This window comes from Herbidospora galbida (assembly GCF_005233835.1).
Taxonomy (GTDB): Bacteria; Actinomycetota; Actinomycetes; order Streptosporangiales; family Streptosporangiaceae; genus Herbidospora; species Herbidospora galbida.
Genome location: NZ_SZQA01000014.1, coordinates 141,243 through 159,567 on the forward strand (window position 1 = coordinate 141,243; position 18,325 = coordinate 159,567).

Annotated in this window: 24 protein-coding genes and 1 pseudogene; 15 read left to right on the forward strand and 10 right to left on the reverse strand. The window is 70.2% G+C overall.

The genetic code is table 11. The features are described 5' to 3' along the window. Positions 1-3: 3 nt before the first annotated feature. Positions 4-399, reverse strand: a complete 396-nt coding sequence (locus FDA94_RS16640; protein ID WP_137247968.1) for an ATP-binding protein — start codon at positions 397-399, stop codon at positions 4-6. Positions 400-690: 291 nt separating this feature from the next. On the opposite strand from FDA94_RS16640, the pseudogene FDA94_RS40540 reads away from it, so the two are divergent. Next, positions 691-825 (forward strand): annotated as a pseudogene (locus FDA94_RS40540) (winged helix-turn-helix transcriptional regulator); the annotation flags it as partial. A 92-nt stretch (positions 826-917) separates the two neighbouring features. Here FDA94_RS40540 and FDA94_RS16650 read toward each other — a convergent pair. Together FDA94_RS16650 and FDA94_RS16655 are read right to left on the reverse strand one after the other, a co-directional pair. Further along, complete coding sequence (locus tag FDA94_RS16650) at positions 918-1,409, reverse strand: quercetin 2,3-dioxygenase (RefSeq protein ID WP_137247969.1); 492 nt, start codon at positions 1,407-1,409, stop codon at positions 918-920. After that, the gene (locus FDA94_RS16655) at positions 1,406-1,804 is read right to left on the reverse strand and encodes a VOC family protein (RefSeq protein WP_137247970.1); all 399 of its coding nucleotides are present in this window, start codon (positions 1,802-1,804) and stop codon (positions 1,406-1,408) included. The genes FDA94_RS16650 and FDA94_RS16655 overlap by 4 nt, the downstream gene beginning before the upstream one ends. 68 nt (positions 1,805-1,872) lie before the next feature. On the opposite strand from FDA94_RS16655, the gene FDA94_RS16660 reads away from it, so the two are divergent. Both FDA94_RS16660 and FDA94_RS16665 read left to right on the forward strand, forming a co-directional pair. Further along, complete coding sequence (locus FDA94_RS16660; RefSeq protein WP_137247971.1) at positions 1,873-2,517, forward strand: TetR/AcrR family transcriptional regulator; 645 nt, start codon at positions 1,873-1,875, stop codon at positions 2,515-2,517. A gap of 26 nt (positions 2,518-2,543) precedes the next feature. Continuing rightward, positions 2,544-3,044: a hypothetical protein gene (locus tag FDA94_RS16665; RefSeq protein ID WP_137247972.1), complete on the forward strand. Its 501-nt coding sequence runs from the start codon at positions 2,544-2,546 to the stop codon at positions 3,042-3,044. Here FDA94_RS16665 and FDA94_RS16670 read toward each other — a convergent pair. From FDA94_RS16670 to FDA94_RS16685, 3 genes are all read right to left on the reverse strand, one after another. Next, complete coding sequence (locus FDA94_RS16670) at positions 3,032-3,280, reverse strand: ABC transporter permease (protein WP_137247973.1); 249 nt, start codon at positions 3,278-3,280, stop codon at positions 3,032-3,034. The genes FDA94_RS16665 and FDA94_RS16670 overlap by 13 nt on opposite strands. Positions 3,281-3,471: 191 nt before the next feature. Beyond that, on the reverse strand, positions 3,472-4,128 hold the full coding sequence (locus tag FDA94_RS16680; protein WP_137247974.1) for a hypothetical protein: 657 nt from the start codon (positions 4,126-4,128) through the stop codon (positions 3,472-3,474). A gap of 55 nt (positions 4,129-4,183) precedes the next feature. Then, positions 4,184-5,854, reverse strand: coding sequence for a purple acid phosphatase family protein (locus tag FDA94_RS16685; RefSeq protein WP_212735359.1), 1,671 nt, complete (start codon positions 5,852-5,854; stop codon positions 4,184-4,186). Positions 5,855-6,112: 258 nt separating this feature from the next. On the opposite strand from FDA94_RS16685, the gene FDA94_RS16690 reads away from it, so the two are divergent. From FDA94_RS16690 to FDA94_RS16700, 4 genes are all read left to right on the forward strand, one after another. Next, on the forward strand, positions 6,113-6,595 hold the full coding sequence (locus FDA94_RS16690; protein ID WP_137247975.1) for a hypothetical protein: 483 nt from the start codon (positions 6,113-6,115) through the stop codon (positions 6,593-6,595). A 22-nt stretch (positions 6,596-6,617) separates the two neighbouring features. Then, positions 6,618-6,860 (forward strand): hypothetical protein, encoded by a 243-nt coding sequence (locus tag FDA94_RS39925; protein WP_212735360.1) that lies wholly within the window; start codon positions 6,618-6,620, stop codon positions 6,858-6,860. A gap of 115 nt (positions 6,861-6,975) precedes the next feature. Further along, the gene (locus FDA94_RS39930; RefSeq protein ID WP_212735361.1) at positions 6,976-7,209 is read left to right on the forward strand and encodes a helix-turn-helix domain-containing protein; all 234 of its coding nucleotides are present in this window, start codon (positions 6,976-6,978) and stop codon (positions 7,207-7,209) included. 139 nt (positions 7,210-7,348) lie between these two features. After that, positions 7,349-7,834, forward strand: coding sequence for a DUF2306 domain-containing protein (locus FDA94_RS16700; RefSeq protein WP_170990982.1), 486 nt, complete (start codon positions 7,349-7,351; stop codon positions 7,832-7,834). Here FDA94_RS16700 and FDA94_RS16705 read toward each other — a convergent pair. After that, positions 7,809-8,660 (reverse strand): helix-turn-helix transcriptional regulator, encoded by an 852-nt coding sequence (locus FDA94_RS16705; RefSeq protein ID WP_137247977.1) that lies wholly within the window; start codon positions 8,658-8,660, stop codon positions 7,809-7,811. The genes FDA94_RS16700 and FDA94_RS16705 overlap by 26 nt on opposite strands. 149 nt (positions 8,661-8,809) lie before the next feature. Here FDA94_RS16705 and FDA94_RS16710 point away from each other — a divergent pair, with 149 nt between their 5' ends. Both FDA94_RS16710 and nhaA read left to right on the forward strand, forming a co-directional pair. Continuing rightward, the gene (locus FDA94_RS16710) at positions 8,810-9,277 is read left to right on the forward strand and encodes a VOC family protein (RefSeq protein WP_137247978.1); all 468 of its coding nucleotides are present in this window, start codon (positions 8,810-8,812) and stop codon (positions 9,275-9,277) included. A gap of 73 nt (positions 9,278-9,350) precedes the next feature. Continuing rightward, on the forward strand, positions 9,351-11,153 hold the full coding sequence (nhaA, locus tag FDA94_RS16715; RefSeq protein ID WP_137247979.1) for a Na+/H+ antiporter NhaA: 1,803 nt from the start codon (positions 9,351-9,353) through the stop codon (positions 11,151-11,153). Here the strand turns inward: nhaA and FDA94_RS16720 are convergent. Further along, entirely contained in the window at positions 11,150-11,350 is a 201-nt protein-coding gene (locus FDA94_RS16720; RefSeq protein ID WP_137247980.1) for a DUF1918 domain-containing protein, read from the reverse strand. The genes nhaA and FDA94_RS16720 overlap by 4 nt on opposite strands. A 131-nt stretch (positions 11,351-11,481) precedes the next feature. Here FDA94_RS16720 and FDA94_RS16725 point away from each other — a divergent pair, with 131 nt between their 5' ends. Beyond that, complete coding sequence (locus FDA94_RS16725; protein WP_137247981.1) at positions 11,482-12,333, forward strand: universal stress protein; 852 nt, start codon at positions 11,482-11,484, stop codon at positions 12,331-12,333. Positions 12,334-12,340: 7 nt separating this feature from the next. Here FDA94_RS16725 and FDA94_RS16730 read toward each other — a convergent pair whose 3' ends face one another. Then, entirely contained in the window at positions 12,341-12,847 is a 507-nt protein-coding gene (locus tag FDA94_RS16730) for a monooxygenase family protein (protein WP_137247982.1), read from the reverse strand. Between the two features lie 80 nt (positions 12,848-12,927). Further along, a complete protein-coding gene (locus FDA94_RS16735; RefSeq protein ID WP_170990983.1) occupies positions 12,928-14,430 on the reverse strand; it encodes an endonuclease/exonuclease/phosphatase family protein in 1,503 nt (500 codons plus the stop codon). Positions 14,431-14,577: 147 nt separating this feature from the next. Between FDA94_RS16735 and FDA94_RS16740 the strand changes: the two genes are divergently transcribed. Genes FDA94_RS16740 through FDA94_RS16760 form a run of 5 tightly spaced genes read left to right on the forward strand, consistent with a single transcriptional unit; the run spans position 14,578 to position 18,232 of the window. Then, entirely contained in the window at positions 14,578-14,904 is a 327-nt protein-coding gene (locus FDA94_RS16740) for a PadR family transcriptional regulator (protein WP_137247984.1), read from the forward strand. Then, positions 14,901-15,257: a DUF1048 domain-containing protein gene (locus FDA94_RS16745; protein ID WP_137247985.1), complete on the forward strand. Its 357-nt coding sequence runs from the start codon at positions 14,901-14,903 to the stop codon at positions 15,255-15,257. Before FDA94_RS16740 ends, FDA94_RS16745 begins: the two co-directional genes overlap by 4 nt. 1 nt (position 15,258) lies before the next feature. Next, positions 15,259-15,567, forward strand: coding sequence for a DUF1048 domain-containing protein (locus FDA94_RS16750; RefSeq protein WP_137247986.1), 309 nt, complete (start codon positions 15,259-15,261; stop codon positions 15,565-15,567). A gap of 14 nt (positions 15,568-15,581) precedes the next feature. Continuing rightward, on the forward strand, positions 15,582-16,427 hold the full coding sequence (locus tag FDA94_RS16755; protein ID WP_137247987.1) for an NTP transferase domain-containing protein: 846 nt from the start codon (positions 15,582-15,584) through the stop codon (positions 16,425-16,427). A gap of 5 nt (positions 16,428-16,432) precedes the next feature. Continuing rightward, complete coding sequence (locus FDA94_RS16760; RefSeq protein WP_137247988.1) at positions 16,433-18,232, forward strand: aldehyde ferredoxin oxidoreductase family protein; 1,800 nt, start codon at positions 16,433-16,435, stop codon at positions 18,230-18,232. Positions 18,233-18,325: the final 93 nt, after the last annotated feature.

The window sequence follows — 18,325 nt, forward strand, 5'->3', positions numbered from 1 at the left end:
CCGTCAAACGACCCGCGTCCGGGCGCGCATACGCACGGTCGACCGTCCCGCTCGCCGGGATATGACCACTTCGTCGCAGATCTGGTGGATGAGCCACAGCCCGCGCCCGCCACCTTTCGACGGCGGCGGTGGGGGCTCGGCTCGTACGTGCGCCGTCGTCAACTCGCCCTTCTCGTCACTGACCTCGATGACCAGATCGGTGCCGTCCTGCCACATCGTCAGCTCCCCACGGCCCCCGCCGTGTTCAACGACGTTGACCACTGCTTCGTGCACGGCGAGTGCGAGATCTTCGACCCGCTCATCGGACAGGCCCGCCAGTCTCGCGCCGCGCATCACGCGCCCTCGCAGGGTGTTGTAGTCGTCGCTGATAGCCCACCGCTCGAAATTCGCTCGTGGCATCGGCCAGACCCTCCCGCGGCAATGCCGCTCTGTGCTTCTATCCTCATTCGGCGCGTTGATACGCGCGGACGGGGTCAAAACACTGCCCGGCCGACCCTCCGGGGCATGGACGCGATCCCCAGGTGTGTGACCACCCTGTCACCGCGCGATGGGTGCTGTCGAGGCCGTCGCGGGACGGACTCCGTTCGTATACAGCCGCCCATGCCTGTGGTATCTCCAAGGCCGGAAGTCAATGCGATCATGGCCCTTGCCGAAGACATCGACGAGTACGTGCTGGTCACCGTGCCGGTCATGGTGGGCGGCGGCACGCCGTTCTTCACCGCGCTCGTCGACCGCACCGTCTACGCGGAGGTCCCTCCTCGTGTCGAGTACTCCCTGACCGGCCTGGGCGCCTCACTGCTGGCCACCGTCCTGGATCTGGCCGCTTGGTCCGCCGGCAATCACTGCGAGATCCGCAGGCATCAGCGCGCTCACCACGCCATGGCGACAGCGGAGACCGGATCGATCGCGAGGCTCGGTCATTGTGCGGGTGGATGCGGTGGCGGGCCGAGGATCCGTTGGTGGTGGCGCTCGGCGGCGGCGATCAGGCGGGGCAGGTCGGGTTCGGTGGGTTCGGGCAGGCCCGGCCCGGTCGCCGGGTGGCCGATCTCGGTGATGAAGTCTTCGAACCCCGACGGCGCGGTGATCTGCAGACCGCGTACCGGGCCCTGGGTGACGAGGAAGCTGTGGGGGATGCCGCGTGGCAGGAAGGTGAAGTCTCCGGGCCCGGCGGTGAAGTGCCGGTCGCCGCACTGGACGCTGATCTCGCCGTCCAGGATGTAGAACCCCTCGTCTTCGACGTCGTGGACGTGCAGAGGCGGGGCGAAGCCGACCGGCGCGGACCATTCGATGAGCGTGAACGCCCCGCCGGTCTGGGCGGCGCCGGCTTTGATGTTCATCCGGGTGTCCAGGAACCACATCTGCGGTCCGTCGTCTGGAGTCAGCCGGTACCCCCCGGTGTCGAAGCTCATCGTTCGCCTCCGGCCGGGAAGTAGAGGCGCACCTCGATGCCGTCGGGGTCGCGCAGGCCGACGAGCACCCGGCCCAGGTGCCCGGCGACGATCTCGCCGTACGGCTGGCCGAGGTCCTCCAGGCGCTGCTGCCACGCGTCGAGGGCGGCCGACGTGGGAATGCACAGGGCGAGCGGATCGAACCCGGCCAGCGCGGCCGCGCGCGCCGGGTCGTGACGCAGGGCGAGCTCGACGCTGCCGCCGGGATCGCGCATCGCCACCCCCATGAGCACGCCCTCCTCCATGAACTCGATGTGAGTGTGCAGGCCCAGCACGCGCGCGTACCAGTCGCGGCTGCGCGGCAGGTCGGCGACGGGCAGCTTGACGTGGTGGAAGCCGTTGACGGCGGTGTCCACGAGGTACCCCTTCCGGCAGGGTTTGGCTAGAGCTAGCTCTAGCCACTCACTAGAGTACGATCTAGCGAATGAGCGAAGGTGTCAAGGCGGAGGGCCAACCTGGCACCCGCCGCGTAGAGCAGGCGCGCGCCACCCGGCGCCGGATCATCGACCAGGCCGCCGGCCTGTTCATCGAGCACGGCTACGCGGCCACGACCCTCGCCCAGATCGCCAAGGGCGCCGGCGTGGCGGTCCAGACGCTCTACTTCCACTTCGGAAACAAGGCCACGGTGCTCAAGGAGGTCGTCGACGTGCTGGCCGTCGGCGACGACAAGCCGGTGCCCCTGCTGGATCGGACCTGGGCCCAGCGCGTGCGCGACGAGCCGGACGGCCGGCGCGCGCTCGCGATCTGGGTGCGCAACGCCCGCGCGGTCTTCGGCCGGGTGGCACCGATCATGAAGATCGTGCGTGACGCGGTCGGCGCCGACCCGGAGATGGCCGCGCAGTGGCAGACCAACCTCGGGCAGCGTTACCTCGCGCAGCGCACGGTCGTACAGCAGCTGGCCGACAAGCACGCGCTGCGGCCGGGACTGACCGTGGACCGCGCTGCGGACATCGTCTTCTGCCTCGTGAGCATCGAGGTCTATCAGCTGTTCACCATCGAACGGGGGTGGACACCCGCCCAGTGGGAACGGTGGATCAAAGACACCCTCACCACCGCGATCCTCCACTGAGCGCCGCTCCGGCGCATCATGAAAACATGAAGCTGAGGGCGCACCCGATCGTGCGTGGCGCCCTGGCCGTTTCGGGCCTCGTGCTGATAGCGCTCGGCATGCTCTGGGCGAGTGTCGTTCTGGACACAGAAGACAGCGGCTTGCGATTGGAGCATCTGCTCCGGGCGACGCCGGCCGAGTCGGGTGCGGTCGCGGTCGTCTCGGTGCCCTTGCTGGTGATCGGTGTCGTGCGCCTGGCGCGGGCGCCCCTGTTCGGTGTCACCTGCGCCGGCGCAGAGGTCAAGGTCCACAAGGTGATGTGGACTCGTCGAGTCCCGGCCGCGCGGATCACCGAGGTTCGGCGTACCTGGACGGGCAAGTTCGACCTTCGGTGGGAGAGCGCGGAGGGGTGGCCCCGCCGGACTCGGGTGCCCGCGTTCTCCATCCCCCTCACCACCGGCTGGATCGTCCGGCAGTGGCTGGAGCCGTACAACGACGACCGCGTCGCCACGCTGCGAGGGTGGATCGAACGGTCTCACCGGTTGTAGAGCCTGCGGGCCCACAGGTAGCTCCACGTGGCCACTTCCGGGAGGCCGGGCCCGGCCGGACGTCCGGCCAGCAGGGCTCGCAGTGTCTCGATGACTGGAGTGGCCGGCTGGTGTTCGGCGAACCAGCGCAGGCCGACTGGCATCGACTCGGTGGGGACGAAGCCGCTGCCGAGGAACGGGAGCAGCATCAGGGGCATCGGCAGATTGCTGGCCGTGGCCACGTTCCTGGTGACCATGGCGAGGGCGATCGACTGGTACCACTTGACCTTGATCAGCTCGCGGCGGCGCAGGTGACACCGAACAGGGGCGGACGCTCGGGCTCGACACGCCCAGGGGGCGCCGACTGGCCAGGGGCGGCGCCTTTTTGGAGCGGATCAGCCTGGACGCGCTGGCGTCGGCCGAACGCCGGCGCGACCTCCCGCCGTGATCAGGCCTGCCCGGCCCTCCGGCGTCGTGCCCGCAGCAGCACCAGCACGCCGATGATCGGGGCCGCGGCGGCGGTGCCGGCGGCGACGGTGATCACGGCCGCGGCCGGGCCGCCGCCGGAGGCGGTGAAGCGCAGCCGGGTGGTCTGCTGCCGCGCGGTGTAGAGCGTCTGGGCCGGGGTGGCGGGCGTGTCGGCGGTGAGTATGGTGCGGTAGTTCTCGTCGAGGTCGGTGAGGGCGCTCACCGTGACGTCGAGGTCGACGGCCGGCCTCGGGCAGTCGAAGGCGAACCGGGCGCCCTGGGCGACCAGCTGCTCCAGCGACTCCAGTCGGCCGGGGCACGGCGTGCCGGCCTGCGCGACGGTGATCCGGCCGAGCAGGTAGTCGCGGACCGCCGCCGACCGCTGCAGCTTCTGCTCGCCGGTGAGGGCGGTGGACACCGGCCCGGTGGCGGGGTTCTCGAACGCGCCGAGCGACTGGCCGAGCGCGACCCAGTCGTCTTCGGCGGCCAGCCAGGCGATGGCCACCTGCGAGCCGTCGACGCTGATCCGCGCGGTGGACGGCGGGCCGAAGGGATGAGCGGCGGCCGGCGCCGCCGGCACGGCGGCCACCGCCGACACGGCGAGCAGCGCGCCCGCCAGGCGGGTACGGAGGGTCACGGGGTCTCCTGTCGAGCCGACCGGGCCGGCGACGTGCGCCGGCCCGGCTCGGGTACTACTTGACCGTGATCACCGGGCTGGTGATCTTCTGGGTGGCGCTCTCGAGGTACACCCGGTAGGTGCTGTCCTTGTCGAGGTCGGCCGGCAGCGTGAAGCCGTAGCTCAGCTTGCCCAGCGCGTCGGCGGTCGTGGTGCCGACGTAGGTCCGGCTGTCGACCGTGCCCTTGGTGCGGACGAGGTAGACCTTCACCTTCTCGGCCGGGTCGTAGCCGAACGCGGTGGCGGTGAGCTGCTCGCCCGGGGCGACGCTGGTCTTGTCGACGGTGACCTGCTCGCCGGTGTTGCCGGTGCCGAGCTCGGTGACGGTGCGCTCACCGGCGTCGTTCTTGCGGATGACGAAGCCGTCGTGGTGCTCGCCGTTGGCGTAGCGGGCCTCGAAGCGGATCTGGTCCTCGTCGACGTCGATCATCTGGTACAGCTGCGTGTTCTCGCTGGTGCTGATGACCTCGGCGCCGTTGCCGGTCCAGTTCACGCCGCCGTTGAGCTCGTACATCTTGCCGCCGGAGACCGACACGACGTACGAGACGCCGTTGTGGGTGGTCGCCGACTGGCGGGCGGACTTCAGGTTGCCGCGGCCGTACGAGTGGTCGTGGCCCTGCAGCACCAGGTCGACGCCGTACTTCTCGAACAGCGGGGCCCACTGGGCGCGGACGACCGGGTTGTTGCGGGTGCCGGTGTTGGAGTAGACGGGGTGGTGGAAGGTCACCACGGTCCACTTGTTCGGGTTGTCCTTGAGCAGGCCCTCCAGCCACGCGGTCTGCTTGGCCATCAGCTCGGGGATCGACTGGACGTTGGTGTTCAGGCCGATGAAGCGCACGCCCTGGTAGTCCACCCAGTACGCGGTCTTGGCGATGTTCGCCGCGCCGGGGTAGTCGGTCCAGGCCGGGCCGTTGTCCGGGTAGGGGAACTGCGGGACCCAGAACGAGGACAGCGAGCTTCCGCTGTACTCGTGGTTACCGGTGATGGAGAGGTTGTTGACCTGGCTGTCGATGAAGCCGCCGGCCTTGAACCACTGGCCCCACTGCTCCTCGCTGTTGGCGGAGTCGATGAGGTCGCCGGCGTTGACGATCAGCTTGGCCTGCGGCCGGTCGGCGAACGCCTGGCGGAACACGCGGGGGACGGCCGAGTCGATGTAGTTCTGCGCGTCGCCGTAGTAGATGAAGGAGAACGGCTGGAAAGCGGCGGCGGCGGTGGTGAAGTCGTTCCACTCGCTCCAGTTGGTGCCGTCGCCGACGCGGTAGGTGTAGCGGGTGGCGGGCTTGAGGCCGGCGAACTCCACCGTGTGGTAGGTCGAGGCGTACCCGAGGGTGGTGTTGACCGGGGTGCTCGACTGCGCCATCACGTTGGTGACGGCGCCGGCGGCGGGGGCGACCTCGCCCAGCGCGCGAGGCGCCTCCAGGATCTGGGCCTGGGCGGTCTCGATGGTCGCCTCGGCGCGCCAGGTGACCTTCTGCGACGAGGAAGGCGTGCTGGTCGGGGTGAGGATGACCCGGTCGGGGACCGGGGTGGGCTTGTGGATCTCGGCGGCGGGGAACTTCGGCGGTGCGGCGGCACCGAACGCCATCGGGCTGAAGGCAAGACCGCCCACGAGCAGCGCGCCGGCGCCGATCACGATCAGTTTGCCCTGCCGGGTCCGGAGGGACCAGGGTCGGGTGGTGGCACTCACGTCGAGCTTCACTCCTGAGGAAGGGGACTGCACCCCACCGAGGGGCACGGTGGGATCTCTGAGATCCACGCAGAAGCGGTTGGCCGGAAACCGGCCGGAAGCTGGCCGCAAAGTGAACTGACGATCTCTGCCGCGCCGTTGTGAGCAACGTCACCCGAGGTCGGGCCGGGGGAGCCGAGCCGTCATCCGTACGCCGTACGGCCGACACCCGGCGTTGAGGTGATATTTCACTTGATCCATCAGCCTGGACGGGTGTCGATGACCGTAGCCCGTCGGGGGTACCGCCTTCTGACGATGGCGCCGGCCGTGCTGGCGCTCGGTGCGCTCTTCGTCATCCCGCCCACGTCGGCCGTGCGCAAGGGCGACGACTTCATGACCCCCGAGACGACCGGAGTGCTCAACCTGGAGCCGGGCGAGTGCTTCACCGACCCGGAGTACTCCCCGATGGCGGGCGAGGAGATCGTCCTCTACACGACCTGCGACCAGCACGCCGACAACCAGTCCTACGGCTTCGTGCACGCCGACGACGGGCCCTACGACCGCGCCGCGCTGGCCGAGTTCGGCTGGAGCAGCTGCAAGCGGGGATTCGCGAACTACTGGCCCGGTGAGGCGGGGGCCGAGCTGGACTACTACCCGATCCTGCCGACCGCCGAGACCTGGGCGGACGGCGACCGCGACGTCATGTGCGTGGTGTACGACCCGCACGGCGAGCTGAAGGGCTCGATGCTGCCCCGGGCCTGACCCGGCTCATCAGGCTCGTGGTGTGCTCGATTCGCCTGACTTCGATACATCGTCGTACGCCGATTTCGACACACCGGCCTATGTGCGGCACACGTACAACAGCTGGGACTGCGCGGGGTGGCGGTCGCTGCTGGTGCAGAGCTTCGACCACGCCTCCGAAGCCGAGCAGCTCCCCATGCCCGCCGTGTCCGACCTGCACCTCGCGCTGTGCGTGGCGGGGAACGCGGACGTCCGGCTGTACGCCGGGGGCGCTGGGCGGTCGTGAGCCCGACTTCGAGGAGCTGTCGGCCGCCCTCCGGGCGGGCGATCCGGTCGTCGAGCAGCTGCTTCGCGCCCTGCCCGGCGCGGGCGGCCGCGATCGCCGCCGAGTCCATCTGAGCGTGTACCACTTCGTGCGGGTCTTCCGGGAGGCCACCGGCGAGACCCCGCACCGGTACCTCACCCGGTTACGGATCGAGCAGGCGCGGCGGCTCCTGTCCACCAGCCCTCTGAGCATCGAGCAGATCGCCCCGCGATGCGGGTTCGCGTCTCCCGGCGCTTTGTCGTCGGCCTTCCTGCGGCACACGGGTGTCCGCCCTTCGGCGTACCGCCAGCACGGGCCGCCGAGACAGTGAAGGAACACCCGATGTCCACGACGAGAGCACGCTCCATCTTCGGGCTGATGGCGGTGCTCGCGGTCGGCTTCGCCGTCGCGTCGTTACCGCCGTACCTGAGCGGAGACGCGGCCGACGCCCCGTTGCGCTCAACCCGGACGTGGCCCTGCACTACCTGTACCTGGCGGTGCACGCCGTCCCGGGCGGCCTCGCCCTGGCCTTGGGGCCGTTGCAGTTCGTCAAGCGGCTACGCGTCCGCAGGCCCGAGCTGCACCGCGTCGTCGGCCGGGTCTACCTGGTCTCGGTCGTGATCGCGTCCGTCGCGGCGGCGGTCAACGCCGCGGTCACGATCAGCGGCTTCCCGGCCCAGGTCGCGTTCTTCATCCTGGTGGCGGCGTGGCTCTACACCCTGGCGATGGCCTACTGGAGCATCCGCCGCCGTGAGGTGCGACTGCACCAGATGTGGATGACCCGCAACTACGCCCTGACGTTCGCCGCGGTCACCCTGCGCGTCTACCCGCTCCTCGGCCTGCAGCTGTATCCCTCGGTGGGGTTCGAGGCGATCTACACCGTGGCCGTGTGGGGGTCCATCCTGGGCAACGTCCTGGTGGCCGAGTACTTCATCGTCCAGAGTCGCCAGGTCTAGCGGCCGACGTGTCGGCGAGCCGGCGCAGCTTCTCCTCCGACGGGGAGCCGGTGGCGGCCGAGTAGATGATCAACGACAGGTGGGGGTCGGCCGGGGGGATCAGCGACTCGTAGTTGAGGGTCATCGTGCCGACCGCGTCGTGGTGGAAGCGCTTGGTGCCGTGGGTGTGCTGGAAGACCTCGTAGTCGGCCCAGAAGCGGGCGAACTCCGGTGATTGGGCGGTGAGCTCCTCGACCAGGCGGGTCAGGCGCGGGTCGCGGGCGTCCGGGCCTGCGGCGGCCCGCAGGATCGCGGTCATCTGCGGGGCCACCTCGTCCCAGTCGGGGTAGACCGACCTTGCCTTCGGGTTCAGGAACGTCCAGCGCGCCATGTTGCGCTCGCCCGGCGGCATCGCGTCGAAGTCGTCGAGCAGCGCCGCGCCCATCCGGTTGATCGCGACGACCTCCAGGAACGGGCCGTGCAGGATGGCGGGCACCGGGTCGAGGGCGGCCAGCATCATGCGGACGGCCAGCCGGGCCCGGGGCGGCTGGTCGGCGGCCGGGTCGGCGCCCGGTTTGACCAGGTCGAACAGGTGGCGCCGCTCCAGCGGGCCCAGGCGCAGGGCGTCGGCGACGGCCCCGAGCACCTGCTCGGAGGCGTGCGGCGCGCGGCCCTGCTCCAGCCGCGTGTAGTAGTCGACGCTGACGCCGGCCAGCATCGCCAGCTCCTCCCGGCGCAACCCGGCCACTCGCCTGGAGCCGCCCTTCACGGGAAGACCGACGTCGGCGGGTGCGAGCCGGGCCCGACGTGAGCGGAGAAATTCGCGGATCTCATCGGGCCGTGCCATAAGCCCAGTATCGCCGACCGGATCTGGGTGGTTCTGCGAGAACCGGTTTCGGCGGGGCCAGCTTGGCCGTTCAGCGGGAGGCCCGGGGCCTGTTGACTTCTACGTGCCGCCCGATCGGGCGGCGATCCCGTTTCCCGTTGGAGTGCGCCATGCCGATGCCCGCCCACCCGCCCAAGAACCCCGCCAGCCCGTTCGCGTCCTTCGCCGGGCACCACGTCGGCATCCGGGTGCCGGACTACGAGGCCGCCAAGGCCTGGTACGTCGAGATGCTCGACTTCCGGGTGTTGCAGGAGTGGCCGTACGGGGACCTGAAGCTGGCCTATCTCAGCCCCGCGAACGACGACGACTTCCACGTGGAGATCCTGGCGGGACCCGTGCCGTTCCCTAAGGAGGTCGTGGACGACCTGGAGGTGAGCCTGCGTCACGGCGGCTACCAGCACATCTGCGTCCACGTCGACAGCGTCGACGCGGCCCGCGCCGAACTGCTGCGCCGGGGGGTCGACCTGATCGGGGAGCCGTTCGAGATCGAGGACATCAGCCGCCGCCTCGCCTTCTTCCGCGACCCCTGGGGCAACATGATCGAACTCTCCGAGACCCTTCCGGGCGCGGGCGCCTAGCCGAGTCTTTGCCTGGACGTCGAGGGTCTTTGACCAGGTCAGAGTGGTTCTGCGCCCTATCATCGGGGCTTCTATGTTGCGGGCGTTCTTCAGGACCGAGGCGGGCAGCACGAGTGTGCTGCTCGGGGCCACCCTTGTCGCGCTGCTGTGGGCCAACTCCCCGTGGGGCGACACCTATGAGGCGTTCTGGCGCATCCAGGCCGGGCTGTCCTTCGGCGAGGCCGAGTTCTCGCTCGATCTGCGCCACTGGGTCGACGACGGGTTCATGACCCTGTTCTTCTTCCTCATCGGCCTGGAGATCTCCTACGAGGTGCGCCTCGGCCAGCTCACCGACCGGCGGCTGCTGGCCGTCCCGGCGGTCGCCGCGTTCGGGGGGCTCGTCGTGCCGGCGGTGGTCTACCTGGCGTTGAACGCGGGCGGGCCAGGGGCGGGTGGCTGGGGGGTGCCGATCGCCACCGACACGGCGTTCGTGCTGGGGGTGCTGGCCGTGGTGGGGGCGCGGTGTCCCGAGCCGCTGCGGGCGTTCCTGCTCACGCTCGCGATCGTGGACGACGTGCTGGCGATCATCGTCATCGCCGTCTTCTACACCGAGGACCTGTCGCTGCCGGCGCTGTTCGTCGCGGCGGCGCTGCTGGCCGCGATCGTGATGCTGCGCTGGCTGAAGATCTGGCGGGCGCCGGCGTACATCGCCTTGGGGTTCGCCCTGTGGGTGGCCACGCTGGAGAGCGGGGTGCATCCCACGCTGATCGGCATCGCGCTCGGGGTGCTGGTCTTCGTGTACGCGCCCAGCGAGTACAAACTGCTGACGGCGGGCGAGGCCGTCCACGAGTTCACCGCCGACCCCAGCGCGCGCGGGGCCCGGCGGGCGGCGCGGAAGGTGCAGGCGGCGGTCTCGGTGAACGAACGGCTCCAGCTCAGGATCAGCCCGTGGAGCAGCTACCTGATCGTGCCGGTGTTCGCGCTGGCCAACGCGGGGGTGGTGCTCGACGCCGAGGCGCTGCGGCGGGCGGTCACCTCGCCGATCACGATCGGCGTCGTGCTCGGGCTGCTGCTGGGCAAGTTCGCCGGCATCGCGCTCGGCACGTGGCTGCCGCTGCGGCTGAAGTGGGGGGTGCTGCCGGGCAACCTGGTGTGGGGACAGCTGCTGGGTGGCGCGGCCGTCTCGGGCATCGGGTTCACGGTGTCGCTGTTCATCGTCGGGCTGGCCTTCGAGGATCCGGCCGTGCAGAGCCAGGCCAAGATCGGCATCCTGGTCGGCTCGTCGCTGTCGGCGCTGGCCGGCTGGCTGATCTTCCGCATGGCCTGGGACCGGGGCGGCGTGTGCGCGCCGCCGGAGGCGGCCCTCGAACCGGTCGAGGAACTGCCGGTCCTGCTGACCGAGCCGGTCGGACCCGCCGACCACGTGCGCGGCCCGGTCGTCCACAAGGTCACGATCGTCGAGTACGGCGACTTCGAGTGCCCCTACTGCGGGCGCCTGCACCCGATCATGCAGGAACTGCTCGACAGGCACCCGACGACCCGGCTGGTGTTCCGCCACTTCCCGCTGCGCACCATCCATCCGAGGGCGGTGCCAGCCGCGCTGGCCGCCGAGAGCGCGGCCACCGACGGGAAGTTCTGGGAGATGCACGACCTGCTGTTCGCCAACCAGCGCTTCCTGACCGACGGCGACCTGGCCCGCTACGCCGCCGAGATCGGCGTCGACCCGTGGCCGGACGTGCCGGCCCGGCTCGACAGGATCGGCCACGACGAGGAGACCGGCCGGGCCAGCGGGGTGCGCGGCACCCCGACGCTGTTCATCAACGGCCTGCGCTACCAGGGCGGCATGGACCTGGAGTCGATCAGCCGGGCGATCGGCGAGGCCGAGCGGCGGCCCTAGCCGTCAGAGCTCCGCTCGCTCACCACGTGGGCGTCTGGCCCCGGGAACACCAGGGATTCGTGGTCGTCGTCCGCCCAGCGCACCAGGTAGGGAGGGGTGCCGTCCTCGTGGCGCACCTCGGTGATCACGCCGATCTTCCGGGACTCGTGGTCGCTGCCGCCCTCGACGATCAGCCGGTCCCCCATAGCGGCCTTCATCGTGTTCTCCTTCCTCGTCTTTCATCCATCGTCCGTCCGGGCTCCTGGGGTGAAGGCCAAGAGACGTGAAAAAGCTAGATATCCCGACATTGGTGGACAAGAGTGGAGTCTGAGGGAGAAAGAGGGCCACCATGATTTCGATCATCGTCGTGGGGGTCGACGGATCGGCTCCCGCGCTCGCGGCCGTGGAATACGCGGCCAAGGACGCGGCACGCAGACGCGCCGCCCTGCGGATCGTGCACGTGCGGCCGGCGGCCGTCCTCCAGGGTGAACTGAACGCGATGCAGGACAGGTACCACCAGGACATCCTCGCCGCGGCGCAGCAACGGGCCTGGGAGTGCGCCCCGGACCTCCAGATCAGTACGAAGCTGGCCGTCGGGCCGCCCGCCGAACGGCTGAGAGAGGCGGCGGGCGACGCCGTGGAGATCGTCATCGGCAGCCGGGGCAAGGGCGGGTTCGCCGGGCTGATCCTCGGCTCGGTCGGCCTGTCGATGGTGGGGCACACGCCCGTGCCGGTCGTCGTCGTACGCAAGCCCGCCCGGCACACCTACGGAGAACTCGTCGTCGGATACGACGGGAGCCACGAAGCGGAGACGGCGCTGGAATTCGCCTTCGCCGAGGCCGACCGGCGCGACGCCCGCCTCAAGCTCGTGTACGCCTGGGAACCGCCGTCGTTCGCGGCGCACGCCGTGGTCTACGGCGCGCCGATCCAGCAGATGTTCGACGAGTGCGTCGCCTCCGTCTGGCAGCAGCTGGCTCCCTGGACGGCCAAGTATCCGCACGTCCCGGTCGAACGCCTGGCCCTGTGCGGCCATCCCGTCTTCCTGCTGTCGGAGGAGTCGCGGGCCGCCGATCTCGTGGTCGTCGGCTCGCGCGGCCGGGGCGCGATCGCCTCGCTCGCCCTCGGGTCGGTCGGCCACGGCCTGCTCCACCGGGCGCACTGCCCGGTCGCCGTCGTCACCTCGGAGGAGGACCGCCGATGACCGGTGGTCAGGACTCGTAGAGGTCCGTCTCGCTCAGGACCGGGGCGCCGTCGTCGGAGCGGCCCAGGCGGGACGCGGAGCCGAACATCGGGCCACGCGCCCGCTGGACGCCCGCGAACCGCCCGAACCCGAGCGGCTTGGGGACGTCGTCGTAGACGGCCTCCATGCCGCCCCTGGCCGAATAGGTCTCGTGCCAGAAACCGGTGCCGCCCGAGTCGCGCAGGAAGTCCAGCCACCACTGCCGATGCGGTTCGGACCGGGCGAAGGCGAGCAGGGACGGCAGATCCCGCCAGTATTGCCGCATTCCCATGTTCAGCGGGAAAAAGGAATAGTAGACGGGCTCGTGCAACAGCAGACCGTCGGGTTTGCCCGCGACAGATTCCTGGATCTTCCGGCCGAAGCTGAAGAAGGTCCGGATCCCGTACAGGTGATTCACCCGCATTCCCAAGTACAGGACCATGAGGTCGGGATACGCGGTCAGATCGACGGTCTGCCTGTTCACACGCGTTGGCATCCAGCGCTCCTTGAGGCTCGGGTGTCCTCAATGTAGGGATGCGAACTGGATGAGTACTGAACGAAATCGGAAAGGCCGCATCAATTCATTCGGAAAACGGTGAGCACCGCGGCGTGGTCGGAGGTCCAGGCGTTCGCCGAGGGGTTGCTCTGCGAGGGCGTGCCCTCCCACAGCGCTTCCGACGAGACGACGGTGAGCGGGCCCTTGTAGTGGATGAAGTCGATGCGGTCCTGGGGTTCCGGCTCGCCGGTGCGGGAGTTGTAGCCGTAGCCGCCGGTGAAGGTCTTGAAGACCGGTGACCAGGTGTTGCCCGGGTGGGTCGACGGGTTCGGGTTGGCCTGGCGGTAGGAGTCGACGAGGCCCGCGCCGGCCGGGGCAGTGGAGGTGGGCCACGGGACGGAGCCGTAGCCGCAGCGGGAGGTCGCCGGCGTCCAGTCGAGGTGGGAGGGGGCGTTGAAGTCGCCGGTCAGGAGCACCGGGGTGGTCGCCGAGGCCGCGAGGTCGGCGGACATGGCGGTGATGACGGCGTTGATCTGGCCGGTACGCCCCGAGCTGGACTCGCGGTTGAGGAGCTGCTGGACGCTCATCCGGCCGAAGCAGGCGTCGTACGGGCCGTAAGGGGTGTAGCCCAGGTGGGCGCTCCAGAGGCGGAGGGAGCGGGCACCCAGGTCGATCTTGGCGGCGACGGCGCTGCCCGCGACGGTGGGCGTGGTGCCGGTGATCGGGTAGCGGCTGAGCACCGCGACGTCGGAGTTCTGGAAGTACGACCAGCCGAGGGCCGAGGCCAGGGCCTGGGCGGCGGAGCCCTCGTTCTCCTGGATCCCGACGACGTCGACGTCGCGTTCGAGCAGGAACTTCAGCTGCTTCTCCAGGCCGTTCGCGACTTGAGTGCCGCCGTGCCACAGGTTCCAGCTGAGCGCTCTGAACTGCGGCACCAGCGCGCCCGACTGGACGCGGATCGTCACCGTCGCGCCGGCCGTACCGGAGGCGGTGGTGGCCCTGATCCCCACGACGGCGTCGCCGGCCGAGGTCGGCGTGCCGGTCACCGCGCCCGAGGAGGACACCGACGCCCAGGCGGGACCGGAGGTCTTGGTGAAGGTCAGGCCGGTGGTGTCGCCCTGGACGAGCCCGCCGACCGTCGCCGAGTAGGCGCTGCCGACCTTGGCGTTGCGCAGCGTGAACGCCGAGGCGGGGAAGCGCGGCGTCCCGTTGCCGGTGATCCGCAGCGCGACGGGCTGGGCGAGCCAGGTGTAGCCGTCCTTGTACAGGAAGAACAGCTTGTAGTTCCCGGGGGCCAGCCCCGCCGTCGGCAGCGTGCCGGTGCCGTCGGCGGAGGTGGCGTACACCCACTTGGTGGACGGTCCGACGTAGGTCTGGTTCACGGGCCCGTTGCCCGGGTCGCTGTAGAGGCCGACCCAGTTGGTGGCGTTCGGCCTGGACGTGGCGTAACCGAACCGGATGTCGGAGCCGGCCGGTACGGACGCCGACGTGACCGTCAGCGTCCCGTCGGCGGCGGCGTGGGCGGGGTGGACGGTCATGGAGGTGGCCAGGACGGCGAGTACCAGCGCGAGAAGCCTTCGCATGCCCGTGATCGTCCGCATCCGGCGTGCCCGCCGGGTGACATCGCGGTCGCGCCGAACCGAACCACGGCCCAACACTGGGCGGCCCCACTACTACGTGCTACCGTGTAGTGGTACTCGGTAGTACCGAGTACTGAGGAGGGTCCTCGAATGGACGATCTGACGGAGATGATGAAAGGCACGCTCGAAGGCTGCGTGCTGGAGATCATCGGCAGCGAGGAGACCTACGGCTACGCCATCACCCGACGGCTGAACGACCTCGGCTTCGCCGACGTCGTCGAGGGGACGGTCTACACCATCTTGCTGCGGCTGGAGAAGAACGGGCTCGTCCAGGTGACGAAACGGCCGTCCGGGCTGGGCCCGCCCCGCAAGTTCTACGCGCTCAACGAGGCCGGACGCGCAGAGCTCGCGACCTTCTGGGCGAAATGGGAGTACGTCACCTCGCGGATCGAGAAGCTCAGGGAAGGCGGGAGATGAACCTCTGGGACGCCATGACGGGCAACGATATGACCAGAGACTGGAAGGCGTTCGAGGCCCGCGCCGAGAAGCTGCCGCCCGACTACCGGGCGGCGTGGGAGCAGATCAAGGGCCATCTCTTCATCTATGGCAACTTCACCGGCCGGAATTTGATGCCGATCCTCGACGGCGCCCTGGGGCTGCTCGAAGAGACGGCGGCCGACGGAAGGACCATCCACGAGGTGCTGGGCGACGACATCCCGGGCTTCTGCGCGGCGCTGGCCGGCGGAGAAGGGGCCCGGACCTTCCGCGACCGGTGGCGGGCGCAGCTGAACAGGAACGTGGCGAGAAAACTGGGCCGGCTGGGAGGCTGACGTGGGCATCCAGGACATCATCGAAGGCAAGAGGCAGTGGCGGGCGCACCTGACGCGGATCAAGGCGCTGCCGCCCGACTACCAGATCGTCTACAAGGAGATGCAGCGCTACTTCTTCAAGGTCGGACCGGTCGAGCTGCACGAAGGGACGCTGCTCTCCGGGATCGCCGACTTCTTCGAAGAGGGCGCCGCGGCGGGCAAGGGCGTTCTGGAGCTCATCGGAGACGACGTCGCGGCCTTCTGCGACGACCTGATCAAAGACTCGCGCACCTATGCGGAGATCTACCAGGAGTCCCTCGGCACGACGTGACCTAGCATGCGGACATGGGGACAACTGCGGGCATCGTGCTTGCGGGCGGACGTTCGACTCGAATGGGACAGCCCAAAGCCTGGCTGGAGTGGCACGGCTCGACCCTGCTCTACCGGGCCGCCGCCATCCTCGCCCGGACGGTGGACGGGCCGGTCGTCGTGGTGGCCGCGCCCGGGCAGGAGCTTCCGCCGCTGCCCTCGAACGTGTCGGTCGTCGAGGATCCCGTCGAGGGGCTGGGGCCGATGCAGGGGCTGGCCGTGGGGCTCGCGGCGGTGGCCGACCGGGCCGAGACGGCCTTCGTCTGCTCCACCGACATGCCGTTCCTCCATCCGGCTTTCGTCCGCCGCGTCCTGCGGGCCCTGCCCGAAGGGACCGACGTCGCGCTCCCGGTGGCCCGGGGGTTCCGGCAGCCGCTGGCCGCCGGCTACCGCACCGCGCTGGCCGGGCTGGTCAGAGACCTGCTCGCCGAGGGCGACCTGCGTCCCGGGATGCTCTTCAAGCACTGCGAGGTCGCCCAGCTCGACGACGAGCGGCTGCTGGCCGACGCCGAACTGTCCCGGCGCGATCCGGAGCTGGAGTCGGTGGTGAACGTCAACTCCCCCGACGACTACGCGGTGGCCCGTGATCGGCCGGAGCCCGAGATCGTGGTCGAGTGCTTCGGCGCGCTGGCGCGCAACGGCAGCCACCGGCCGCACACCGTCCGGGCCGCGACCCTCGGAGCCGCCGCGAGCGCGGTCGGGCTGACCCTGAGCCGACACGTGGTGGCCGCGCTCAACGGCGACCAGGTGACCCGCGACGAGCGGCTGCCCCTGGTGGCGGGCGACACCGTCGCCTTCCTGTCAGCGGATGCCGGAGGGTGAGTGCCATGGCGCCTGGTGGATTCTTCGGACGGGCCCTGCTCGTGGACGTCACGGGCCGGGAGGCCGTCTGCGCTCCGTACGAACTCGACGAGCGGGTGCTGCGGTCCTATCTGGGCGGGGTGGGGCTCGGCACCTGGCTGCTCCACCGGCTGGCGCCCGCCGGCGTCGACCCCCTCGCGCCCGAGGCGCCGCTGGCCTTCGTCTTCTCCTCGCTGGTCGGCACCCCGCTGACGACCAGCGCGAAGTTCGCCGTCGTGGCCAAGTCGCCGTTGACCGGGCTGCTGACCGACGCTCTGGCGTCCAGCCAGTTCGCCATCGCGGGCAAGCTGACCGGGCACGACGCGCTCGTGATCCGAGGGCGGGCCGACGAGCTCTCGGTGCTGCTGATCGACGGCGACGGCGTCCGGCTCGAACCGGCGCCCGAGCTGGCCGGGCTGACCGCGGCCGAGGCGGAGACCGCCGCGCGGGCCAGGTTCGGCCGCAACTGGCGGACCGCGGCCATCGGCCCGGCGGGGGAGCGCCTGGTGCGCTACGCGACCATCAGCCACGACGGCCGGCACGCCGGGCGGGGCGGCCTGGGCGCGACGATGGGCGCGAAGAACATCAAGGCCGTGCTGGTCAGGGCGGCGACCAAGGTGGCGGTTGCCGACCAGCCCGGCGTCCTGGCCGCCGCCCGTGACCTGCGCCGGCGCAGCTTCGGCCCCGCCACGGCGAAATACCGGGAGCTCGGCACGCTGGCCAACCTGCTGGCCTTCAACGCCGTCAGCACCCTGCCCACCCGCAACTTCACCGCCGCGACCTTCGAGGGCGCGCCCCGGCTGGCCGCCGAGGAACTTCACGAGCTGCGCGGGGTGGCCCGCAACAGCTGCGCGTCATGCTCCATCGGCTGCGAGCACATCTACTCGCGCAAGGGCGGCGGCAGCCAGCGGATGGAGTACGAGAACGTCTTCGCGCTCGGTCCCCTCTGCGGCGTGTCCGACCCCGACGAGGTGTTCGCCGCCAGCGCCCGCTGCGACGAGCTGGGCATCGACACGATCTCGGCGGGCGGCACCATCGCCTGGGCGATGGAGTGCGTCGAACGCGGCCTGCTCGACGAGCCGTGGCTGCGGTTCGGCGACGGCGCGGCGCTGCTCCGCGCCCTCGACGCGATCGGGACGCGGTCGCCCGGCCTCGGCGACCTGCTCGCGCAGGGCTCGCGGCGGGCCGCCGCCGTGGTCGGGCACGGTTCGATCGACTTCGCGCCGCAGGTCAAGGGCCTGGAATTGCCCGGGTACGAGCCGCGCAGCCTGCAGACGATGGCGCTCGGCCTCGCGGTGAACGCCAGGGGCGCCGACCACAACCGGTCCGGCGCCTACGAGGCCGACCTGTCGGGCGAGCTCGACCGGCTGGCGGGCGGCTCGGCCCACGTCGCCGCCGCGGTCGAGACCGAAGACCGCGCCGCCGTCATGGACTCGATGATCCTCTGCAAGTTCCTGCGCGGCGTCTTCGACGAGCCCTTCACGGAGTGGGCCGCGCTGCTCGCGCTGGTCACCGGATGGCCGGTCGACGCGGCCGAGCTGCGGGAGACCGCGCGGCGGATCGTGCTGGCCAAGCGCGCCTTCAACCTGCGCGAGGGGGCCACGGCCGCCGACGACACGCTGCCCGCCCGGATGCTGGAGACGCCCCTGGAGCTCGGCTCGGGCCGTCGTGCCGCCCTGGACGCCGACCGCCTGCGGTCGATGATCGCCGGCTACTACGCGGCGCGCGGTCTGGACGAGGAGGGGCGGGTCGTGACCGCCCACCCTGACCTGCTACTGGACGTGTAGGGCAGGCGTACCCTGACAGTTCCACAACAGGACAATTGCGGCGCACAAATTGTATGCCGTATTCTGTATGCCACCACTCGCTCGACCGGTGAG